This window comes from Corynebacterium sp. CCUG 69979 (genome assembly GCF_024454095.1).
Taxonomy (GTDB): Bacteria; Actinomycetota; Actinomycetes; order Mycobacteriales; family Mycobacteriaceae; genus Corynebacterium; species Corynebacterium genitalium.
The window spans coordinates 153,702-169,194 of record NZ_JAGPZA010000001.1 but is presented as its reverse complement, the minus strand read 5'-3'; the positions used below and the strand labels follow the sequence as shown (position 1 = coordinate 169,194).

The 15,493-nt window shown below is 64.1% G+C and carries 17 protein-coding genes; 2 read left to right on the top strand and 15 right to left on the bottom strand.

The window, feature by feature from the left end; all coding sequences use genetic code 11:
* Positions 1-204 precede the first annotated feature (204 nt).
* Both KBX18_RS00900 and guaB read right to left on the bottom strand, forming a co-directional pair.
* On the bottom strand, positions 205-1,443 hold the full coding sequence (locus KBX18_RS00900; RefSeq protein WP_255994448.1) for a GuaB3 family IMP dehydrogenase-related protein: 1,239 nt from the start codon (positions 1,441-1,443) through the stop codon (positions 205-207).
* 3 nt (positions 1,444-1,446) lie between these two features.
* Positions 1,447-2,979, bottom strand: coding sequence for an IMP dehydrogenase (gene guaB / locus KBX18_RS00895; RefSeq protein ID WP_255994447.1), 1,533 nt, complete (start codon positions 2,977-2,979; stop codon positions 1,447-1,449).
* Positions 2,980-3,093: 114 nt separating this feature from the next.
* On the opposite strand from guaB, the gene KBX18_RS00890 reads away from it, so the two are divergent.
* Positions 3,094-3,465: a DUF5319 domain-containing protein gene (locus KBX18_RS00890; protein WP_040423417.1), complete on the top strand. Its 372-nt coding sequence runs from the start codon at positions 3,094-3,096 to the stop codon at positions 3,463-3,465.
* A gap of 22 nt (positions 3,466-3,487) precedes the next feature.
* On the opposite strand, the gene KBX18_RS00885 is transcribed toward KBX18_RS00890, so the two are convergent.
* Both KBX18_RS00885 and KBX18_RS00880 read right to left on the bottom strand, forming a co-directional pair.
* A complete protein-coding gene (locus KBX18_RS00885) occupies positions 3,488-4,432 on the bottom strand; it encodes a hypothetical protein (RefSeq protein WP_255994446.1) in 945 nt (314 codons plus the stop codon).
* A gap of 2 nt (positions 4,433-4,434) precedes the next feature.
* Positions 4,435-5,028 carry a sigma-70 family RNA polymerase sigma factor gene (locus KBX18_RS00880; protein WP_255994569.1) on the bottom strand — a complete coding sequence of 198 codons (594 nt, stop codon included), beginning with the start codon at positions 5,026-5,028 and terminating at the stop codon, positions 4,435-4,437.
* 264 nt (positions 5,029-5,292) lie between these two features.
* Between KBX18_RS00880 and KBX18_RS00875 the strand changes: the two genes are divergently transcribed.
* Positions 5,293-5,607, top strand: a complete 315-nt coding sequence (locus KBX18_RS00875; protein WP_040423419.1) for a WhiB family transcriptional regulator — start codon at positions 5,293-5,295, stop codon at positions 5,605-5,607.
* 76 nt (positions 5,608-5,683) lie between these two features.
* On the opposite strand, the gene groL is transcribed toward KBX18_RS00875, so the two are convergent.
* From groL to glmS, 11 genes are all read right to left on the bottom strand, one after another.
* A complete protein-coding gene (gene groL / locus KBX18_RS00870; protein ID WP_005286542.1) occupies positions 5,684-7,291 on the bottom strand; it encodes a chaperonin GroEL in 1,608 nt (535 codons plus the stop codon).
* A gap of 19 nt (positions 7,292-7,310) precedes the next feature.
* Positions 7,311-7,613, bottom strand: coding sequence for a co-chaperone GroES (gene groES, locus KBX18_RS00865; RefSeq protein ID WP_040423912.1), 303 nt, complete (start codon positions 7,611-7,613; stop codon positions 7,311-7,313).
* Between the two features lie 209 nt (positions 7,614-7,822).
* Positions 7,823-8,272 (bottom strand): hypothetical protein, encoded by a 450-nt coding sequence (locus tag KBX18_RS00860; RefSeq protein ID WP_005286548.1) that lies wholly within the window; start codon positions 8,270-8,272, stop codon positions 7,823-7,825.
* 105 nt (positions 8,273-8,377) lie between these two features.
* Positions 8,378-9,430 carry a tRNA (adenosine(37)-N6)-threonylcarbamoyltransferase complex transferase subunit TsaD gene (gene tsaD / locus KBX18_RS00855; protein ID WP_255994445.1) on the bottom strand — a complete coding sequence of 351 codons (1,053 nt, stop codon included), beginning with the start codon at positions 9,428-9,430 and terminating at the stop codon, positions 8,378-8,380.
* Entirely contained in the window at positions 9,427-9,912 is a 486-nt protein-coding gene (gene rimI, locus KBX18_RS00850) for a ribosomal protein S18-alanine N-acetyltransferase (protein WP_255994444.1), read from the bottom strand. The genes tsaD and rimI overlap by 4 nt, the downstream gene beginning before the upstream one ends.
* Positions 9,913-10,599 (bottom strand): tRNA (adenosine(37)-N6)-threonylcarbamoyltransferase complex dimerization subunit type 1 TsaB, encoded by a 687-nt coding sequence (gene tsaB, locus KBX18_RS00845; RefSeq protein WP_255994443.1) that lies wholly within the window; start codon positions 10,597-10,599, stop codon positions 9,913-9,915.
* On the bottom strand, positions 10,600-11,136 hold the full coding sequence (locus KBX18_RS00840) for a hypothetical protein (RefSeq protein ID WP_255994442.1): 537 nt from the start codon (positions 11,134-11,136) through the stop codon (positions 10,600-10,602).
* A gap of 10 nt (positions 11,137-11,146) precedes the next feature.
* On the bottom strand, positions 11,147-11,626 hold the full coding sequence (gene tsaE / locus KBX18_RS00835) for a tRNA (adenosine(37)-N6)-threonylcarbamoyltransferase complex ATPase subunit type 1 TsaE (protein ID WP_255994441.1): 480 nt from the start codon (positions 11,624-11,626) through the stop codon (positions 11,147-11,149).
* The gene (alr, locus tag KBX18_RS00830; RefSeq protein WP_255994440.1) at positions 11,610-12,737 is read right to left on the bottom strand and encodes an alanine racemase; all 1,128 of its coding nucleotides are present in this window, start codon (positions 12,735-12,737) and stop codon (positions 11,610-11,612) included. Before alr ends, tsaE begins: the two co-directional genes overlap by 17 nt.
* Before the next feature lie 174 nt (positions 12,738-12,911).
* The gene (locus tag KBX18_RS00825; RefSeq protein WP_255994439.1) at positions 12,912-13,571 is read right to left on the bottom strand and encodes a hypothetical protein; all 660 of its coding nucleotides are present in this window, start codon (positions 13,569-13,571) and stop codon (positions 12,912-12,914) included.
* 9 nt (positions 13,572-13,580) lie between these two features.
* Positions 13,581-15,443 carry a glutamine--fructose-6-phosphate transaminase (isomerizing) gene (gene glmS / locus KBX18_RS00820; RefSeq protein WP_255994568.1) on the bottom strand — a complete coding sequence of 621 codons (1,863 nt, stop codon included), beginning with the start codon at positions 15,441-15,443 and terminating at the stop codon, positions 13,581-13,583.
* Positions 15,444-15,493 lie beyond the last annotated feature (50 nt).

Below are 15,493 nucleotides of genomic sequence, written 5' to 3'. Positions count from 1 at the left end.
GTTTTTCCTTTCCTGAAACTGTATTCCGCCGAGGCTTTTCTATACGTTACGTCTAGCCGTACTTTTGCTCTGGCCATACTTTAGTCGTACTTGCAGGAGAGTCAAGATGACTCGACCGTGACATTCGCCTCAACCCGGAGACATGAGAACGCCCGGGGGATCATTGGAGATCCACCGGGCGTTGTCGGCTGTGAAAGTGCGCAGCTAGTTGGTGAGACTGATGTCCACCTTCTGGAAGCTCTTGATGTCGGTGTAGCCGCATTTGGCCATGACGCGGCGCAGCCCGCCGACGAAGTTGGAGTGCCCCCAGGTGCTGGTGCTCGGCCCGTGGAGAATGGACTCCAGGCTCGGACGGCCGTCGCCGATTTTGTCCAGCATCTCTTCGCGGGCGCGCTCTTGATCTGCGGGGGTGTCTCCTTCCGTGGAGTACCACCCGAGGCCGAAACCGAAACCGGAGCCGTCCACGGCGTTGGAAATCGTGCCGCGCGGGAATCGCGGGTGAGCGGTTTGCGGCTGCCAGTAGTAGCCGCGGCCCGCCGCCTCTGCGGCGCCGGCGAGCGCACTGCCGAGCATGACGGCGTCCGCGCCGCACGCGACGGCGCGTGCGATCTCGCCGCTGGTGGCAAGGTCGCCGTCGGCGATGATGTGCACGTAGCGGCCTTCGGTCTCGTCGAGGTATTCGCGGCGCGCGGCTGCCGCGTCGGCGATCTGGGTAGCCAGATGCGTGTCGATGCCCAAAGCGACCGACGAGGTGGTCGCGCCCTGTCCGACGATGATGCCGGCCGCGCCGGCGCGCATGAGGTGCAGCGCGGTGGTGTAGTCGGCCACACCGCCGGCGATGACGGGAACATCGAGGGAGCCGATGAACTCTTTGAGGTTGAGCGGTTCGCCGCCCTCCTGGACATGCTCGGCGGAAATGATCTCGCCCTGGATGAACAGGATCTCCGCGCCGGCCTTGACCACGACCGGTGCGAGCTCGCGGGCGTTTTGGGGGCTCACACGGGCGGCGACGGTGACGCCGGAGTCGCGCACCTGGGCGATGCGTTCGGTCAGCAAGTCGGTGTCGATGGGGGCGGAATGCAGCTCCTGAAGCTCAGCCACGCCGGGCTGACGCAGATCCATCGGATCGGGGTCGGCGAAGATCAGTGGAGCAATGACCTTCTTGATCGCAGAGTCGAGGTCGGCGTGGCGTCCCCACAGACCTTCTGCGTTGATCACGCCTAGCCCACCCTGCTTGCCCATCTCGATGACGAACTCAGGGCTGGCCAGAGCGTCGGTCGGGTGGGAGGCGAAAGGGATCTCGAAGGTGTAGGCATCGATATGCCAGCTCAGGTCCACGTCCTTCGAGGAACGAGTGCGGCGCGCAGGCACGATCCCGATATCCCGCAGGTTGTAGGCGCGGCGGGCCTCGCGGCCGATGCCGATTTCAACGTAGTCGCGCATGCATTAACCCCTGTAGTTCGGAGCTTCGACAGTCTGCGTGATGTCGTGCGGGTGGGACTCGCGCAGGCCAGCGGCGGTGATCTGCACAAAGCGCTTGGTCTGCAGTTCCTCGATGGAGGCGGAGCCGGTGTAGCCCATGGCAGCGCGCAGACCACCGATGATCTGGTGGGTAATGGAGTCCAGCTCGCCGCGGTAGGGCACGCGGCCTTCAATTCCTTCTGGCACGAGCTTGTCTTCGCTGGTGACGTCAGCCTGGAAGTAGCGGTCCTTGGAGAAGGAACGCTTCTCCCCTGTCAGGCCGCGGCCCTGCATCGCACCCATGGAACCCATGCCGCGGTAGCGCTTGTACTGCTTGCCACCCACAACGACGATCTCGCCTGGGGCTTCCTTCGTGCCGGCGAGCATCGAGCCGAGCATGACGGTCGATGCACCAGCCGCGAGCGCCTTAGCCACGTCACCGGAGTGCTGCATACCGCCGTCGGCGATGATGGGCACGCCAGCCTGGTGGGCAGGAACGGACGCTTCCAGGATGGAAGTAATTTGCGGGGCGCCCACACCGGCGACAACACGCGTGGTGCAAATGGAGCCCGGGCCGATGCCGACCTTGATGGCATCCGCACCGGCTTCGATCATTGCGGCGGCGGCTTCGCGGGTGGCTAGGTTGCCGCCGACGACATCGACGCGGTCGCCGAAGTCCTTCTTCACGCGCGCCACCATGTCCAGAACCCGGTTGTTGTGGGCGTGGGCGGAGTCGACGATGAGGGCGTCCACGCCAGCGTCGACAAGCAGCCCCGCGCGGGAGTAGGAGTCCTCGCCTGTGCCGATGCCCGCAGCGACCAGCAAACGCCCCTCGGAGTCCTTGGACGCGTTCGGGAACTGCTCGGTCTTCACAAAGTCTTTCACGGTGATCAGGCCCGTGAGTTTGCCCTGCTTATCGACGATCGGCAGCTTCTCCACCTTGTTCGCGCTCAGCAGCTGAAGAGCCTGTTCCTTGCTCACGCCGTCCTCGGCGACCACCAGGGGCATCGGAGTCATGACCTGGGCAACCGGGCGGGAGAAGTCCGGCTCGAATCGCATGTCGCGGTTGGTGATGATGCCGACGAGCACTCCGTCGCCGTCGACGACCGGCAGGCCGGAGATTCGGAAGCGGGCGCACAGCGCATCCACGTCAGCGATGGTCATGTCCGGCGACGCAGTGACCGGGTCGGTGACCATGCCGGATTCCGAACGCTTCACCACATCGACGTGCTCTGCTTGATCTTCGGCGGACAGGTTGCGGTGCAGCACGCCGATGCCGCCCTGGCGGGCCATGGCGATAGCCATGCGGGACTCGGTGACGGTGTCCATTGCGGCGGAAGCAACCGGGATGCCCAGGCGGATGTTGCGGCTGAACTGGGCGGAGGTGTCCACTTCACCGGGAACGATGTGGGACTCTGCCGGGAGCAGCAGCACGTCGTCGAAAGTCAGGCCGCGCAGGGCGATCTTGTTCGGGTCGTCCCCACCGGTGTGTACTCGCTGATTGGCTTCGCTGGACATGCCCTATCGCTCCCTTTCTTACAACCGCTTCAAGCACTTACGCAGATAGCATAGTGCCTTGCGCCCACACCCCGCGATTGTCCTTCCGCCCCGATCCGCAATAGGGTGAAAGGCGTGAACTTTGACTCCATGATGCCGCGCGACCCCTTCGCCGACGATCCCAACGATCCGGCATCCTTCATCGAAGACGACGAGGTTGTGGAGCCACTGACGCCCGAGGAGCGCCAGGCCGTCATCCGCGACCTCGCCCAGACCCGCGAGTTCAAGGAAGTCTTGGGCCCCCGCGGAATCCTAGGCATCTACTTCATGTGCGAAGACTGCGATGAAGTGCATTTCTATGACTGGGACATCATGATCAACAACATGATCGCCAACCTCAACAACGAGCTGCCGCCGGTCCACGAGCCGAGCGCGGAACCGAACGAGCGTGCTTATGTGCCGTGGGATTACGCCCTGGGCTACCTGGACGGACTCGACGCGCGCTAACGCAGCACGAGACCGCAGCTAGTTAGCCTGCCTGGTCGGAGGATGCGGCCGGGCTCGACGGGGCCGCTGACGGTGCTGGCCCGGATGGGGCCGAAGACGGAGCTGGCGCAGGTGCCGGCGCCGGCGCCGGGGCTTGCGTTGCAGCGTTGGATGGTGCCGGCTGAGTGCCCGGGTTCGCAGTCGCTGCTGGCTCGGTGACCACGACTGTCACCGTGACGGTATCTGGTGCAGGCGGCTGGGAAGCCGGACGTTCTGCGTCGTCTTTCTTCCGCTCAGTGGTGACCGTGACCGTTTCCTTGTCCGGACGCGGGGTCGAGGTGGTACCGCGCTGCGAGTTGCCGCGATCGCCGCGGTCACTGCGCTCCGCCTTCAAACTCGAGCGCAGTTGCTCGATCAGGCTGCGGGCACCTTCGATGTCGCCTTCTTCAGCCTTCGAGTCGATCTCATCGAGCGTGCTGGCCAGCTCCACATAATCGGTATTTCCACCGAACAGCTTCTGGGACGGGCCCCACAGCGGTGAATCCGGGGTGGCGTTGTACAGCGCAGCACCGGTGCCGGCCACCATGACCGTGGCGGCGGCTGCACCGACCAGACCTGCCATCCATGGGCTGGTGCGGTAACTGCGGCGCTTCTTGCGCTCAACGTCGAGCGGTACCGGGGCGACGGCCGCATCCACGTCGTCATCAAGCAAGTCGTCGTCAAGCGGCTCGTCCGAGAGCGACTCGTCCAAGAACGGTTCCCCCGCCAGAGGCTCCCCTACCGTCGGGTCCTCCGGCATCGGGGCCACCGGCATCAGCTCCTCCGTCGCTGGGGCCTCCAACGTCGGAGCCTCCGGCATCGGCGCTTCAACGTCGTCGCGCAGCTCCAAGAAGAGAGTAGCCAGCTGGTCTTGGCCGTCGGACGGGTCAATACCGTGGGACAGCGCTGTCAGGAATTCATCGCTGCGGTGTGCATCTTGAGGTTTCACGGCTACCCTCCTTGCTTCTTCTCGAGAGCCTTGCGCAGGGTGGCCAAGGCTCGGTGTTGGGCGACGCGGACTGCACCGGCTGTACTGCCGGTGATTTCCGCTGTCTCTTCGGCGGAAAGACCGACAAACACGCGCAAAACGATAATCTCACGCGCCTTCTCACTTAGTTGATCGAGCAATTCACGCGCAGCGTTACTACCTTCCATCTGCATCGCCGCATCCTCGGGCGTGAGACCGGAAAACTCCTGGTCGGGAACCTCATCTGTGGGGTTTGTTTTGTCGCGCGAAAGGGCCCGATGAGCGTCAGTGACTTTGTTGAACGCGATGCCGTAAACGAAAGCCATGAACGGCTTGCCCGTGTCCTTGTACTTGCCCACAGACGTTGCCACAGCGAGGCACACCTCTTGAGCGACGTCTTCCGCCGTGGGTGTGCGGCCGCCGTTGATGCGCGCACGGCAGTACCGCAGCACCATGGGGTGCACGACTCGAATGATGTCTTCTAACGCTCGACGGTCCCCCTCTTGCGCTCGCGGCACAAGATGAGCCAGCCGGCTGTCGGTGTCTACTCCTGACACGCCTCTCCTTTGCTCGCTCATTGCCAGGGACCCGTCCATCGTACGCATACTCCCCGACACCCCCAACTGGAAAACTAAGAATAATTCACCGAGCTTTAACCTTGGCACATTTTCGCTGCTTATCGACGCGCCAAAATGCCGAACTCTCTGTGTTCAAACTGGGCGACACCTGACAGAAACCCGTTGTTTACCCGCACAGTGAACACTCCCTTGTCGGTGCTTGGCTCCCCATCAAGCAAAGCACGAACGGATCGCTACCTCAGGAGACCGCAAAGAATGCCTACGATGTCCATGCCTTCGCAACTGCCCGGCCCCAACGCTGATTTTTGGGATTGGCAGCTCCACGGCGCTTGCCGCGGAGAGGCGTCCGATGTCTTCTACCACCCGGACGGGGAGCGCGGCCGTGCCCGCACCCAGCGCGAGAACCGGGCGAAAGCTATTTGCTTGGGCTGCCCGGTGCTCGAGCAGTGCCGCGCCCACGCTCTCGCTGTCGCTGAACCGTACGGCATCTGGGGCGGTATGAGCGAGTCTGAGCGTCACGCCACTTTGCGCGGCAACCGCAGCCGCGGCGGCAAGAAGGTCGCCGTCGCCGCACGCTAGGCGCGTCCGGCACAGCAAACGCCCCACCGTGTTCCGATGGGGCGTTTGCTGCGCGATCACGCGCGGGCGTGCAGCTCTAGTGCTGGTGCCCTGCGTGCTCGTCTTCTTCGGCAGGCTTATCCACGACCGATGCCTCGGTCGTGAGCACCATGCGTGCCACAGACGCAGCGTTGACCACTGCGGAGTGGGTGACCTTGACGGGGTCGATGATGCCCTGCTCGATGAGGTTGCCGTACTCGAGGGTGGCGGCGTTGAAGCCTTCACCGTTGGGCAGCTCAGCGATCTTGGACACGACCACGGATCCGTCCAGACCGGCGTTCTCGGCGATCCAGAAAGCGGGCTTGGTCAGTGCGCGGGCGACAGCCTGGACGCCGACCTTCTGCTCGCCGTCGAACTCTTCCGCATACTTCTGCAGCTCGTTCGCGATCTGCACCAGTGCGGAACCACCGCCGGCGATGATGCCTTCCTGTGCGGCGGCGCGGGCAGCGTTGATAGCGTCCTCGACGCGCAGCTTGCGCTCGTTGACCTCGGTCTCGGTCGGCGCGCCGACGCGAATGACGGCGATGCCGCCGGAGAGCTTGGCCAAGCGCTCCTCGGCCTTTTCCTTGTCCCAGGTGGAGTCGGTGTTCTCGATCTCGCGGCGGATCTGGCCGCGGCGGTTCTCCACTGCCTCGGCGGAACCTGCGCCGTCGACGATAACGGTGTCATCCTTGTCCACGGTGACGCGGCGAGCGCTACCCAGGACGTCGAGCTCGATGTCCTTGAGATTGATGCCCAGCTCCGGATCGACCACGGTGGCCTCGGTGACCACAGCGAGGTCGTCCATGAATGCTGCGCGGCGCTCACCGAAGTACGGGGACTTCACGGCGACGACCTTGAGGGCGCCGCGGATGGAGTTGACCACGAGGGTCTGCAGCGGCTCGCCCTCAACGTCCTCGGCGATGATGAGCAGCGGACGGGAGGTGGCCACGACCTTTTCCAGCACCGGAAGGAACTCCGGCAGGGAGGAGATCTTGTTGCGCACCAGCAGAACCAGCGGGTTCTCCAGGACAGCCTGGCCGGCCTCCGGGTCGGTCATGAAGTACGGCGACAGGAAGCCCTTCTCAAAGGAGATTCCTTCGGTAACGTCCACGTAGGAGTCGATGGACTGGGACTCCTCAACGGTGAGAACACCGTCCTTGCCCACCTTGTCCATGGCGCCGGAGACCATCTCGCCGACCTCCGGGTCGCGGGAGGAGACGGTGGCCACGTTCGCGATTTCCTCGCTGGAGGAGACGTCGGTGGCGCGGGCCTTGAGCTCCTCGACAACCTTCTCGGTGGCTGCGGAGATGCCCTTGTTCAACTCAATCGGGTTGGCGCCGGCAGCGACGTTGCGCAGACCTTCGTTGACCAGGGCCTGAGCGAGCAGTGTCGCGGTAGTGGTGCCGTCACCGGCGATGTCGTTGGTTTTCACAGCGACGGACTTGACCAGCTGCGCACCGAGGTTCTCGAAGGGATCCTCGAGGTCGACCTCGCGGGCGATGGTCACGCCGTCATTGGTCACGACGGGGCCGCCGAAAGCCTTGTCCAGCACGACGTTGCGGCCGCGGGGGCCGAGCGTGACGCGCACGGAGTCAGCCAGCGTGTCCACGCCGCGCTGGATGCCCTCGCGGGCCTCCTGATCAAATGCAATCAGTTTTGCCATTGGGGATTAATCCCGCCTTTTACTTTTCGACGACGGCCAGCAGGTCACGAGCAGACAGCAGGAGGTACTCCTCGCCGTCGTACTTCAGCTCGGTGCCGCCGTACTTGGAGAAGATCACGGTGTCGCCTTCCTTGACGTCCACCGGAATACGGTGCTCACCCTCGTCGTCCCAGCGGCCCGGGCCGACGGCGATGACGGTCGCTTCCTGCGGCTTCTCCTGAGCGGAGTCCGGAATGACCAGGCCGGAGGCGGTGGTGGTTTCAGCCTCGACGATCTGGACGAGGATCTTGTCCTCCAGGGGCTTGATGTTGACGTTTGCCACGGTTTGAAAACCTTTCGTTTCAGACTTGGTTTCTTCTTCGGTCGGTGCGCAGCCGTCGTCGCGGGTGAACAAACTGTGCCCAAAACCTGGTTAGCACTCTACCCTCGCGAGTGCTAGGTAACAACAAGGGCCGAGTCCGCAGTGTCCGCCTGCAGCGAACTCCACGTCTACCCGGCCCGAGGGTTAAGGCCCGAAGCTCTACAGCAGGTCTACTCCTGCGGGGAGCCCATGTTGAGCACGGCGTTGCGCCACAGCTCGTACTCTTCACCGTTGTCGTTGATGAAGTTGCGCACAGCACGGATGGCTTGCTTGATCTGGGTGACAATCTCGTCGTCAATGCTCTTGCCGCCGCGGCCGGTGAAGATCACCGGACCGGAGATAGCGTGCACCGGGTCGGTGAGGAAGTTCGGGTTGTCGGTGGCTGCCTGGTTGCGGGCCATCGACGCGACCGGGTTCGGGGCTGCGCATTGCTCACGGGCCTCCGGGGAGTAGATCGCCTGGAACTCGTTGTCCTGCTGGACGAATGCGACCTCGACCTGCTCCTGCACGGTCGGGCCGAGGAACTGCTCGGCGCTACCGGTGCCGAAGACAATGCGGTGGTAGGTCAGGTCCGGGTACACCAGGAAACCGAAACGCTCGTGGTCCTTACGAGAGCTCATAGCTAGAGGTCCTTTCACAGTTTATGGGTGGTGTTTCTGCGTGAATCATCTTCACGTTAGCTCTAAATGCCCACGTGCGCTCGGCAAGCGCATCGCTGGCACCACCTAGCCGGTGACCAGTGGCGTTTCCACCTCGAGGGCAGTGTCTGTGGCCGTCGACAGCGGCGACGGTTCTGCACCCTCGTGAATCAGCTGTGCGGCCAACGCCGCGATCATGACCCCGTTGTCCGTGCAGAGCTTGAATCGCGGCACGCGCAGTTCAACTCCGGCCGCCGCACAGCGTTGCTCAGCTACTGCCCGCAGGCGCGAGTTCGCCGCGACTCCCCCGCCAAGCAGCAGCGTGCGCGCACCAGTGTCCTCGCAGGCCATCATTGCTTTCGCGGTGAGCACGTCGACGACAGCCTCCTGGAACGAGGCGCACACGTCCTCGATGGAGATGACGGCGCCGTCCCGCTCCGCCGCCTCAACGTACCGCGCTACAGCAGTTTTCAATCCGGAGAAGGAGAAGTCGTAGCGGTGCTCGCCGCGCAGATCCTCGGCACGCGACAGCCCGCGCGGGAACCGGATCGCGTCCGGATTTCCCTGCGCCGCCAGCTTGTCGATCACCGGCCCGCCCGGATACCCGAGTCCCAAAAGCCGGGCGACTTTGTCGTAGGCCTCGCCAGCAGCGTCGTCAAGCGTGCTGCCCAATTCGCGCATCGGCTTGCCCACGGCATCCACCTCAAGAAGCTGCGTGTGCCCGCCGGAGACAAGCAGCGCGATGGAGTGCGGCAATTCCTCAGCCCCATCCAAGTTGGCCACCGCGACGTGCCCGCCGAGGTGGTTGACCCCGTAGAACGGCACACCCCACGCTGCGGCGTACGCCTTCGCGGCAGACGCCCCCACGAGCAAAGCGCCAGCAAGCCCTGGACCGACAGTCGCGGCAACAGCATCTGGCTTATCGACGCCCGCTTGCCCCAGCGCCTCCTCCATCACCTGCGGCATAGCCTCCAGGTGGGCACGCGAAGCAATCTCCGGGACGACACCGCCGAAGCGGGCGTGCTCGGCCATCGACGACGCGACAACGTCGGCAAGCACCGCCATCGAGCCGTCCGGTGAGAGACGGATAATGCCGACGCCTGTTTCATCGCAGGAGGACTCGATGCCGAGAATGATCATGCTCCGCTCCTTTCGCTCAGACTGTGCCGCATCATGGTGTACGCGTCTGCGCCAGACGGCTGGTAATAGCCTTTGCGCAGGCCGATCTCGGTGAAACCGAATTGCTCATAAAGCCTAATCGCCGCGGTGTTGTCCACGCGAACCTCGAGAAACATTTGCCCGTCGTACGCATCTGCGACGTGCACGAGCTGCTCCATGAGCACCCGCCCGATCCCCTCGCCCTGGTGTTTGCGGGCCACGGCGATGGTGTGCACCTCGAACTCGGGATCGTTGCGGGGGCCGAGCTTAGCCAGGCCCGCGTAGCCGACCAGCTCCGCTTCCGCGTTCTCAACCCCTGCGAACGCGCCGACGTAGAACGTGTGCGGGTGCGCGAACTGCACCAAGAAAACATCGCGCGACCACGGACTCTCGTCAGCGAACAGGTCGGCCTCGATTGCGGCGACGGCAGACGCGTCAGCCTTTTTCAACTCACGCAGGAACATCTACACGTCCACGTCCGGGATCGCTGGCGATTTCGGCTTCGGAGCCGGTTCCTTCGCGTCCGGACGACGCAGATACAGCGGCACCAGCGGCTCGGGAGTTGCGGCCAAGTCAGCCACTGCGACGAGGCCCGCAGGATGCGGGGGGATGTAGGTGATGTGGCGGGCGGCGCCGATAAGCTCGGCGGGCAACTGTCCGCGCAAACTTTCCGGGCAACTGATCACGTCTGCACGGGCCACGTTCAGCGCGGCGGGTGCGACGACATCTGGCCCCGCCACGCGCCGCGCGGCTTCGTAGCGGGCCCAGTACACCTCGCGGCGGCGGGCATCGGTGACGATCAGGCTGCTGCCCTCCCCGTGTTCCTGCCGCGCAAGAGCCGCGACCGCATCGTGGGTGCACACACCATGCACCGGAATGCCCAGTGCCTGCCCGAAAGCAGAGGCCGTGGACATGCCCACGCGCAGGCCCGTGAATGGGCCGGGGCCGCAGCCGACAACCACAGCGTCAAGATCACTGAACTCGAGCCCTGCCTGCGACAGCAGCTCCATGACGGTGGGCACCAGCAGCTCGTTGTGTGCGCGGGTTTCCGTCACCGCCTCCGCGAGAACGCGAGCGTCACCGCCGGTATCCGTGTCGACGATCCCGGCGACAAGATCCGTCGTCGCAGTGTCGATCGCCAGAACGTTCATCTACTGCACGCGCGGCCCGAAGCGCCACTTGTCGCCGTCCCAGTGCACCGGGAACCCGTTCTCGGTGCTGACGTACTGGTTGAAGTAGTTGCCGTTGCACAAGTCCATCACGTCGTTCGGGATGGTGTCCACGGCCTCGAAGCCCTTCTCCACATCCGAGGTGAGCAGGACGTAGCTGTTGCCGGACTCGAGATCGATCTGGTCCTTGACGCTCTCAGCGGCCTTCAACTTTGCGTCGATAAGCTCCTGCGGCTCTTCCTTGCACAGCGGAATGAACGCCGTGATGTCCTCACCGTAGACGTAGCGCAGGTCAATCACCTCGGCTGCAACCGCATCGCTTGTCGACGGCTCCATCTCCTCCAACGTAGAAACAAGCGAACCGGATGCATCCGCCTCCGACACGGGCGTCGATTCCCCGGCAGCGTTCTTCGACGACGAGGACTTAGGCATGAGGAACATCATGGCCACCAACGCGATGATCCACAGCGCGATGACGATTCCCGTCCAGCCCTTCTGGCTTGCTGAGAGCTTTTGCATGCGTCCAACCCTACCCCGCTGGCGCCCACGAGATAACCCGCCCCTCGTCGAGAGCGTCGCGGTTGAGGGTGACCACCAGGTAGCGGGAGGTCAACTGTTCCACCAGCCCACCACCCCATTCCGCCACCACGACGGCATCTTCCAACTCCGAATCGAGGTCGAGAGCGTCGAGCTCTCCCAGCGGGTCCGCCGTGCCAGTTCCACCGACGCTGTCGAGCAGACGGTAGGCGTCCACGTGCACGAGCGCTGGGCCGTCCCCGTTGTTCTTGTGCTCTCTGGCGATGATGAAGGTCGGGCTGGTCACCCGGCCTTTCACCCCCATCCCCTGAGCAATTCCCTGCGTCAGCGTGGTCTTGCCCGCCCCGAGTGGGCCGTCGAGGATGACCATATCCCCTGCTTCCAGGCTCGCACCGAGCTGCTTACCGAACGCGCGGGTGTCCTCGGCGGTAGCGCATTCCGTGCGCCCGGGCTGATCAAAGGGAGGTTTCATGGCTGTATTGTCTCTCAACTCGCCCGCACGGGGAGCACACCACCTCATAGTGAATCGTCCCAGCACGGTCCGCCAGCTCCGCCGCACTCATGCCGCCCTCGCCGAAAATGACGGCTGCGTCTCCTGGTTGCACATTGGCTGCGTTGTCACCGAGCCAAACGATGAACTGGTCCATGCACACCCGTCCGACCTGTGGATAACGCGCACCGTTCACCGTCACCTCGACCGCGTCCTGCCAGGCGCGCGGAAGCCCGTCGGCATACCCAACAGGCACGACCGCCGTGTACCCGTCCTCCGGCGCAGTCCACGTCAGCCCGTAGCTCGCACCCTCACCCTTTCCGATGAGTTTCACGGCGACGATCTCCGCCGACCACGTCATCGCCGGGCGCAGCTGGGCGCGGTCGAAGTCGGTGTTCGGCGCGGTTCCGGGCGCTGCTTCCGGCCCTGTTTCCGGCGCGACGGGGTCAAGCCCGTACAGCGCCACTCCTGCCCGGACCTGCTCGAAGGCCAGCTCCTTGCGGGACAGCGTGCCGGGAGAGTTCGCCAGGTGGTTGCACGGCACGTCCAGCCCCATGCTGCGGGCCAGGGCAATGCCACGCTGAAAGGACTCGTACTGCTCCGTGTTGAACGGGTTGCCCGGTTCATCAGCGCAGGCAAGGTGGGACATCACGCCCCTGACAGTGAGGCCAGCGTTCGTGGCTATCGCGAACGCATCGGCCCAGTCCTCCTCGTCAATTCCGGAGCGGTTCATGCCTGTGTCGAGCATGAGGTGGACGGGGGTGTGGGGGGAAACGTCGATAAGCGTGCGCAGGTGCGTCAGTGTGGGGGCACCGACCTCGATGCCTGCAGGAATGGGTTCGCCGGGGGCCCACATCCATGCGAGGACCGGCTTGTCGGTGAGACGTTTGACCTGGGAGGCTTCGGCGAGGGTGGCCACCCCGAACGCGTCCGCTCCAGCCTTGTCCATGACCGGAACGACGCGCTCCACCCCGTGGTTGTAAGCATTCGCCTTGACCACGCACATCAGTTTCGCGGCACCGGCACCCCGTTTGAGCAGGGCGGTGTTGTGCGCGATCGCGTTCAGGTCGATGCGGAGGGTGGCGGGACTCATAGGGAATATTGTGCCAAAGGCCCGCTTGCCGGAATACTGCTCGGGCTTTTTCAGAATACTGCTCAACTGAACCTGCTGGTCAGAAGTATGCGATGCGGCTAATAAGCGCCAGCAGTCTTCTAGGCGCCGCGAGCAGGCTTAGGGCCCGCCGCGTACGCACACGCACCCGCACGGCTACACGAAGTGGATCACACCGAGCAAGACCAGCAGTGCCGCCACGAACCAGGTCGCGCCAAGAGAGACCTTCTCGGAGTTGTCGCGAGCCCAGTCGAAAGCGCGGCCAGCGGGGCTGAGCGGAGCCAGTCGCACCCACCCCACGAGCAGAGCGCACACGGTGGGCAGGCTCAACGCAACGGTGGCGTAGAGAATGAGGAAGGTGTACCGGGCCGCCAGCTCAACCCCCGCCGTCGACAGCACGGCCAATCCGCCGTAGAACGGCATGGACGTGGCCGACTGAATCAACCCGAGGATGAAACCGACCACAACAGTCGTCGTCGAGGGGGTGCGCAGCGGTTCCAGAATGCGCGACACCAGGGCGGAGTTGTCCCCGCCGCGCAGCGCCAACAGCCCTGTGACCAGGCCGGTGGCAATGAGCAGAATTCCGAAGATCGGTCCTTCGACGAAGCGGTGGACGACCGAGCCGAGCCCGTCGAAAAGCGCCAGCATGATGAAGGCGAGCGACGCCACACCCAGCCAGTCCCCGGCGATGAGCAGACTCACCGTGCGCGCGTACTGGCTGCTGCCGCGCGGCACAATGATGCCCACCGCCACGATCACCCCGATGAGTAGGAGGTTGATCGAGTCGACGAAGGCGAACCCGAGGGCCGAAAGCATCTGTAAGCGCTACTCGACAGTGACCGACTTGGCCAGGTTGCGCGGCTTGTCAATGTCCTCGTTGCCGCACTCGCGTGCAATGAACGCCGCGAGGAACTGCAGCGGAACGGTGGCCAGCAGCGGCTGCATGATCGTCGGTGACTGCGGGATGCGCATGAGCCAGTTCGCGTACGGTTCGACGGCGGTGTCGTCTTCTTCCGCGATGACGATCGTCTTGGCACCGCGGGCGCGGATCTCCTGGATGTTGGAGACGATCTTGGAGTGCAGCTGGGACACGCCGCGCGGGCTCGGGACGATGACCACGACGGGCAGGTCGTCTTCGATCAGCGCGATCGGGCCGTGCTTGAGCTCGCCGGCGGCAAAGCCTTCCGCGTGGATGTACGCCAGCTCCTTGAGCTTGAGCGCGCCCTCGAGTGCGATCGGGAAACCGACGCCACGGCCGAGGAAGAGCATGGTCTTCACAGCACCGAGGGTCTCCGCGATGTGCTTGCACGTGTCGTGGTTGCCCAGCGCGGCTTCGATTTTCTCCGGGATGGCTTCGAGTTCCGCCCAGATATCGCGGATCTCATCCGGGTACTTCGTGCCCTTCGCCTGGGCGAGTGCCAGGCCGACGATGTAGTTCGCAGCGACCTGCGCCAAAAACGCCTTCGTCGACGCCACACCGATCTCGGGTCCGGCGTGGGTGTAGAGCACAGCGTCGGACTCGCGCGGGATCTGGGAGCCGTTGGTGTTGCACACTGCCAGCACTTTCGCGCCCTGCGTCTTGGCGTGGCGGACAGCCTCGAGGGTGTCGGCGGTCTCGCCGGACTGAGAAATGGCCAGTACCAAAGTGCGCTCATCCAGCACCGGGTCGCGGTAGCGGAACTCGGATGCCACCTCGATCTGCACCGGAATGCGCACCCAGTGCTCAATGGCGTACTTCGCAGCCAGGCCTGAGTGGTAGGCGGAACCGCAGGCGATCACGAAGACCTGGTTGAAGGACTGCAGTTCGCGCTCAGAGATGCTGTTCTCATCGAGGATGACGCGCTCGCCGTCCCAGTGGCCGGCCAGGGTATCGCGCACAGCTGCCGGTTGCTCATAGATCTCCTTCATCATGAAGGAATCGAAGCCACCCTTTTCTGCAGCCTCCAAGTCCCAGTCGATAGTGAAGGGCTTGGACTGGGCCGGGGTGCCGTCGAAATGCAGCACCTCATAGTCGTCCTTCGTGATCACCACGACGGAATCCGATTCGAGCTCCACGGCGTTCTTCGTGTACTCGATGAACGCGGCGACGTCGCTGCCGAGAAACATTTCGCCCTCGCCCACACCGACCATGAGCGGGGTCGAGCGGCGTGCGGCAATGATCTGGTCCGGGTGGTCAGCGTGCACAAAGAGAATGGTGAACGCGCCCTCGAGCTTGCGCAGCACGCTTAGCGACGACTCCTTGAAGTCCCCCGCCGTCTCCCCCTCGTTGTAGGCGAGAGCGAGCAGGTGGGCAGCGACCTCCGAGTCCGTTTCGGACTGCATCTCAATCCCGGAGCGCTCCAACTCCTCACGCAGGGACGCGAAGTTCTCGATGATGCCGTTGTGGACGATAGCAGCCTTGCCGTCGAACGACATGTGGGGGTGCGCGTTCTCATCCGTCGGGCGGCCGTGCGTAGCCCAGCGGGTGTGCCCGATCGCCGTGGTGCCAGCCAGGTTCCCTGCGCCAATTTCTTCGATTCTGTCCTCGAGGTTCTGCAGTTTGCCCGCACGCTTTGCGACGTCCAAGCTGCCTTGACCCACTACAGCGATACCGGCGGAGTCATACCCGCGGTACTCCATGCGCCTCAGGGCGTCGAGCGCGATGCCGAGTGCCTGCTGGTCTCCTACGTATCCCACGATTCCACACATGCGCTTAAGGATAGCCATGTCTGACCCATCACTACTAACCAACGTCAGCT

Coding starts and splice junctions, on each gene's coding strand:
- KBX18_RS00840 (WP_255994442.1), bottom strand. CDS start 11,136: ATGCAAAAGCTCTCAGCAAGCCAGAAGGGCTGGACGGGAATCGTCATC.
- KBX18_RS00900 (WP_255994448.1), bottom strand. CDS start 1,443: ATGCGCGACTACGTTGAAATCGGCATCGGCCGCGAGGCCCGCCGCGCC.
- groL (WP_005286542.1), bottom strand. CDS start 7,291: ATGGCAAAACTGATTGCATTTGATCAGGAGGCCCGCGAGGGCATCCAG.
- KBX18_RS00880 (WP_255994569.1), bottom strand. CDS start 5,028: ATGAGCGAGCAAAGGAGAGGCGTGTCAGGAGTAGACACCGACAGCCGG.
- KBX18_RS00825 (WP_255994439.1), bottom strand. CDS start 13,571: ATGCTTTCGGCCCTCGGGTTCGCCTTCGTCGACTCGATCAACCTCCTA.
- rimI (WP_255994444.1), bottom strand. CDS start 9,912: ATGTTCCTGCGTGAGTTGAAAAAGGCTGACGCGTCTGCCGTCGCCGCA.
- glmS (WP_255994568.1), bottom strand. CDS start 15,443: ATGTGTGGAATCGTGGGATACGTAGGAGACCAGCAGGCACTCGGCATC.
- guaB (WP_255994447.1), bottom strand. CDS start 2,979: ATGTCCAGCGAAGCCAATCAGCGAGTACACACCGGTGGGGACGACCCG.
- KBX18_RS00860 (WP_005286548.1), bottom strand. CDS start 8,272: ATGAGCTCTCGTAAGGACCACGAGCGTTTCGGTTTCCTGGTGTACCCG.
- tsaB (WP_255994443.1), bottom strand. CDS start 10,599: ATGAACGTTCTGGCGATCGACACTGCGACGACGGATCTTGTCGCCGGG.
- alr (WP_255994440.1), bottom strand. CDS start 12,737: ATGAGTCCCGCCACCCTCCGCATCGACCTGAACGCGATCGCGCACAAC.
- KBX18_RS00875 (WP_040423419.1), top strand. CDS start 5,293: ATGTCCATGCCTTCGCAACTGCCCGGCCCCAACGCTGATTTTTGGGAT.
- tsaD (WP_255994445.1), bottom strand. CDS start 9,430: ATGATCATTCTCGGCATCGAGTCCTCCTGCGATGAAACAGGCGTCGGC.
- tsaE (WP_255994441.1), bottom strand. CDS start 11,626: ATGAAACCTCCCTTTGATCAGCCCGGGCGCACGGAATGCGCTACCGCC.